This window comes from Chamaesiphon sp. OTE_8_metabat_110, assembly GCF_031382685.1.
Lineage (GTDB): Bacteria > Cyanobacteriota > Cyanobacteriia > Cyanobacteriales > Chamaesiphonaceae > Chamaesiphon.
In genome coordinates, this window is record NZ_JANMZA010000285.1 from 1 (window position 1) to 4,543 (window position 4,543).

General features: G+C 48.4%; 7 protein-coding genes. 5 read left to right on the forward strand and 2 right to left on the reverse strand.

Annotation, left to right across the window (positions count from 1 at the left end):
* A partial coding sequence (locus RMO52_RS10280; RefSeq protein WP_310413665.1) for a 4-hydroxythreonine-4-phosphate dehydrogenase PdxA occupies window positions 1-416 on the reverse strand: 416 nt, incomplete at its 3' end.
* A gap of 303 nt (window positions 417-719) precedes the next feature.
* Here RMO52_RS10280 and RMO52_RS10285 point away from each other — a divergent pair.
* Both RMO52_RS10285 and RMO52_RS10290 read left to right on the forward strand, forming a co-directional pair.
* Window positions 720-827, forward strand: coding sequence for a PetM family cytochrome b6-f complex subunit 7 (locus RMO52_RS10285; protein WP_309736810.1), 108 nt, complete (start codon window positions 720-722; stop codon window positions 825-827).
* A gap of 142 nt (window positions 828-969) precedes the next feature.
* On the forward strand, window positions 970-1,947 hold the full coding sequence (locus tag RMO52_RS10290) for an NmrA family NAD(P)-binding protein (protein WP_310413667.1): 978 nt from the start codon (window positions 970-972) through the stop codon (window positions 1,945-1,947).
* Between the two features lie 228 nt (window positions 1,948-2,175).
* Here RMO52_RS10290 and RMO52_RS10295 read toward each other — a convergent pair whose 3' ends face one another.
* Window positions 2,176-2,301, reverse strand: a complete 126-nt coding sequence (locus tag RMO52_RS10295) for a hypothetical protein (protein ID WP_310413670.1) — start codon at window positions 2,299-2,301, stop codon at window positions 2,176-2,178.
* On the opposite strand from RMO52_RS10295, the gene RMO52_RS10300 reads away from it, so the two are divergent.
* From RMO52_RS10300 to RMO52_RS10310, 3 genes are all read left to right on the forward strand, one after another.
* Window positions 2,285-3,202 carry an NAD(+) kinase gene (locus tag RMO52_RS10300; RefSeq protein ID WP_310413673.1) on the forward strand — a complete coding sequence of 306 codons (918 nt, stop codon included), beginning with the start codon at window positions 2,285-2,287 and terminating at the stop codon, window positions 3,200-3,202. The two genes, RMO52_RS10295 and RMO52_RS10300, sit on opposite strands and share 17 nt — an antisense overlap.
* 160 nt (window positions 3,203-3,362) lie before the next feature.
* Complete coding sequence (nblR, locus tag RMO52_RS10305) at window positions 3,363-4,040, forward strand: response regulator transcription factor NblR (RefSeq protein ID WP_310413676.1); 678 nt, start codon at window positions 3,363-3,365, stop codon at window positions 4,038-4,040.
* Between the two features lie 189 nt (window positions 4,041-4,229).
* The coding region (locus tag RMO52_RS10310) for a DUF192 domain-containing protein (protein ID WP_310413679.1) at window positions 4,230-4,543 on the forward strand (314 nt) is incomplete at its 3' end.

A 4,543-nucleotide genomic window follows, 5' to 3' on the forward strand; every position in this document is an offset into this window, starting at 1 on the left:
GCGAGTAATTCCGTTTGACCGGGAAAATGGTGTCCCGCTGCCAACCATGCCGATTTGGCGATCGGAGCCGTGACGATCGCCTCAAACTCTCCCGCCAACGTTCGATCGATCGCCAGATCTAGATATGCAAAACCCGCCGCACCACTAGCCGCATTGCCCTGTCCTATTTTCACCCCGTCCCGAATCGCCTGGGACAGTGGCACATTAATGATATTTAAGTCCGCTGGATTGGCTAACTCGATCTGCGCTGGCATCTGCTGGCGCAAGTGCTGATAGCGGTCATTTAATAACTCCAGATTACCAATGATAGTCAGATCGAAATCTGCCGCAGATCGATCGGCTAGAGCCTTGAGTACTACCTCTGTCCCAATCCCGGCTGGATCGCCTAACGTAATAACTAGTCGCGGTTTACTCATAATTCAAGCTGGAATACGATCGACCCGCAAACTAAGTAGCCACAGGACAGGACTACTCATTAGTCTAATCATTTCAGCTTTGCTAATGGTTTTAGGCTTTAGCTTTTAGGCTTTAGGCTTTAGGCTTTAAGTAGAAGTGACATGAAATACGCTTTATTCCCTTCCTAGTCACCCAGTCCCCCAGTCTCCCAATCCCTCGATCGCCAAATACCCCCAAGATCCTGTTACGATACATTATACGATCCATATATTCTGGGTAGTTGTAAATCGATCGTCTAATAATTCACAAGGAGTACTCCAACTATGGCTGGTGAAATTTTCAATGCTGCAATCTTGTCATCAAGCCTGATTTTAGTGGGTTTGAGCCTGGGATTTCTGTTTCTCAAAATTCAAGGCCCAGAAGAGGAATAATCCTTGGCGGGAAGATGGGGTAACGGGTTTGAGTTTAAGCTTAGCCCTCACCCCGACTGTGTGAATTTTTGTTAACAAACATGAGACTTTTCTGCTAATATTTAGAAAAATAGCTTTAATAATTTTTAATTATTCTTAGTAAATGACATTATTGATTGTTGGTGCCACGGGTACCTTGGGCAGACAGATAGCTCGCCGCGCCTTGGATGAAGGCTACCAAGTCCGTTGCTTGGTCAGAAGTACGCGGAGGGCGGCTTTTCTCAAAGAGTGGGGAGCCGAGTTAGTTGTTGGTAATATCTGCAATCCAAGCACCCTGGCACCAGCATTTGAAGGTGTGACAACGGTAATCGATGCAGCTACCGCCAGAGCGACGGATGCGTTAAGTATCAAGCAAGTTGATTGGGATGGACAAATTGCCCTGATTCAAGCTGCGGTGGCTGCCAAAGTAGAAAAGTTTATTTTCTTCTCGATTCTGGGTGCAGAAAATTATCCAAACGTGCCCTTGATGGAAGTCAAGCACTGTATCGAGCTATTTTTAAAAGAATCGGGTCTAAATTATACGATCCTCTGTCCGGCTGGCTTCATGCAAGGACTAGTCGGTCAATTTGCGATTCCCACCCTGGAGGGACAACCTGTCTGGATGACTGGGGAAGCATCGCCGATCGCGTACATGGACACTCAAGATGTTGCCAAGTTTGCCGTCAAAGCACTATCGGTACCCGCAACTAACAATCGTAGCTTTCCGATCGTGGGCAATCGTGCTTGGAGCGGTCGCGAAATAATTGATTTCTGCGAACGTCAGTCTGGCAAAGAAGCGAAAACGACCAATATCCCGATCGGTCTGATTCGAGTACTCAGACAAACATTACGGTTTTTTGAGTGGAGCTGGAACTCCGCAGACAGACTCGCTTTTACCGAAGTCCTCGCAACTGGCAAACCGATCGTCGCTGACATGACGGAAGTCTACCAAGTTTTTGAGATCGACCCCAAGGAAATTGGGACGCTTGAAGCATACTTACAAGAGTACTTCAGCCGCATTCTCCGGAAACTCAAAGAATTAGATTACGAAAAAAACAAGCAAAAAGAAGTCCAAGCCGCCAAACAGCAGAAAAAGAAATAAATGATGTACTAGCGGCTTTTAGCTGCTAGCTGAGTCAATTCGTTAGAAACTTGGCATCGTTGAGAGTGGTGTCTTACCACTCTAATTGCCATCAATGATGCTGGACATTTCCAAACAAATGCTAAATATTGTGGTTTGTGACAGCAATGGTGTCACAAACCGATTCTGGATGCTGAATATGCGATAATCATAATTGATTCAAGCTGCTAGCTATTTGCTGGTAGATTGTCATAAATCGTGCGCGATCGGCTCAGAGAACAGCGCTGGCATCGTCAACTCGATCGTCGCACCAGTTACAAATCCGTATCCTGAGAAAATTTGAAGTAGGACTGTATCCGTGCCAAAAGTAGGCATAATTTATAACGAAGGTAAGCCTGTTGCTTGTCGGATCGCCCAAGAACTCGACGACAAGTTGACAGCTTTGGGTTGGAATGTGTATACTGCTGCGGCTAAAGGCGGTATCCTCGGCTATTGTCAGTCCGATCGACCGACTTCTTATACGCCGATCGATTCCCTCTGCCCCCCTGGCTTTGACTCCCAGATGCGATTTGCGATCGTTTTAGGTGGCGATGGCACGGTTTTAGCTGCTTTTCGGCAGATTGCTACTCAAGGTATTCCCCTGCTAACGGTGAACACTGGGCACATGGGCTTTTTGACTGAAACCTATATCAATCAACTGCCAGAAGCGATCGAACGCGCGATCGCTGACGATTATCAAATTGAAGAGCGGGCAATGCTCGAAATCCAAGTTCGCGAAGGTGGCAAGCTATTATGGGAAGCACTATGCCTCAATGAGATGGTCATCCATCGCGAACCGCTCACGAGCATGTGCCACTTTGAAGTCACCGTCGGCAGACACGCACCTGTAGATATTGCCGCCGATGGCATAATTCTCTCGACCCCTACAGGTTCTACTGCCTATTCCCTGAGTGCTGGCGGCCCCGTTGTCGCCCCTGGCGTCGATGCTCTACAACTAGTCCCCATCTGTCCTCATTCCCTTGCCTCCCGCGCTCTAGTCTTCTCCGATACCGAACCCACGACGATCGCCTCTGCCAATCCCAATCGACTCGTGATGGTGGTAGATGGCAATGGCGGCTGTTATATCCTCCCCGAATTTAGCATCCACATCGCGCGATCGATTTATCCAGCTAGATTTATCCGGCTTCAACCCCCAGAATATTTCAAAATCCTCCGCGAAAAACTCGGCTGGGGACTCCCACATATTGCTAAGCCGACATCGGTGGAGTTGCCGTAGGGTAGAGAGTAGGGGGTAGAGACGGGGAGATGGGGGGACGGGGAGACTGGGGGACTGGGAGACTGGGAGAAAAAAGGACGCTTGCGTCCAAATTTACTACCCTCTACCCTCTACCTCCTATCCCCTATCCCCTATTCCCTATTCCCTATCCCCTATCCTCATGGCAGAAACCAATCCAATCGTCCTCATCGAAAACGACTCGCTACTAGCAGAGCGGATCGGTATCGACCTCAACAAAGCTGGCTACCAAGTGGCGATCGCCGATAATGCTCGTGTAGGATTAGAACAGGTGAAAAGATTGCAGCCTGCGCTGATTGCGATCGATCGAGCATTGCCAGGTGATTCGGCACTAGCACTAGTTCCCCAATTGCGAGAGTTAGGCTGTATGGCACCAATTTTACTATTGATGTCCAACGATGCGATCGCCGATCGCATTATCTGTCTCGAATCTGGCGCTGATGACTACTTTCTCAAGCCCTATCACGCCCCCAAATTCTTGCATACGATCGGACTGTATCTACACTCAAATGTCAGCGTTGGCGAACAGTTACGATTTAGCGATCTCGTCTTGGATTTTGGCACGCATCGCGTCTCGCGACAGGATCGGATCGTCGAACTTACCGTCAAAGAGTTCGAGCTACTGCGCTATCTGATGTCTCACCCAGAAACCGAACTTACAAGAGAACAAATCCTGGAAAACGTTTGGGGCTACGATTTCCTCGGCGAATCTAATGTGATCGAAGTCTACGTGCGCTACCTCCGACTCAAGTTAGAAAAAGATGGTGGTAAACGTCTGATCCAGACTGTGCGAGGTGTTGGGTACGTGATGCGCGAATGAGTTAGGCTTTAGGCTTTGGCTTTGGGCTTTGGGTTGGGCGTATTCGAGCGTTTCCAGATTGCACCAGTGCGAAATTCTTAGTAATTATCGTAAATCTTAGGTACCTATTGCTCTATACTTTTACTAGTACTTACATTCTGGCACCAGCTTTGAGTAAATAGTTACTAACATCTATCCCCAATCAATTTCGTGATTCAACAGCAACTTAAATTTGGCGTAACTTGCGGGATAGTCGGGATCTTGCTGCTGGGTTGTTCATTACCAGTACGCTCTACACCGCCCTCTTCTGCCCCGACTCCGAATGGAGCGGCACCAGTCCAACCAACTGCACGGGGTCAAAAACTGCCTGTAAGCGCTCAAGTGACAATTAATGGACAGAAGATCCTCTTAGAGGTAGCGCGCACATCTGAAGAGCAATCTACCGGGCTGATGTATCGCACCCAGCTCGCCGCCAATCGTGGGATGTTATTTGTCTTTTCGCCACCTCGTCCAGTCAGCTTCTG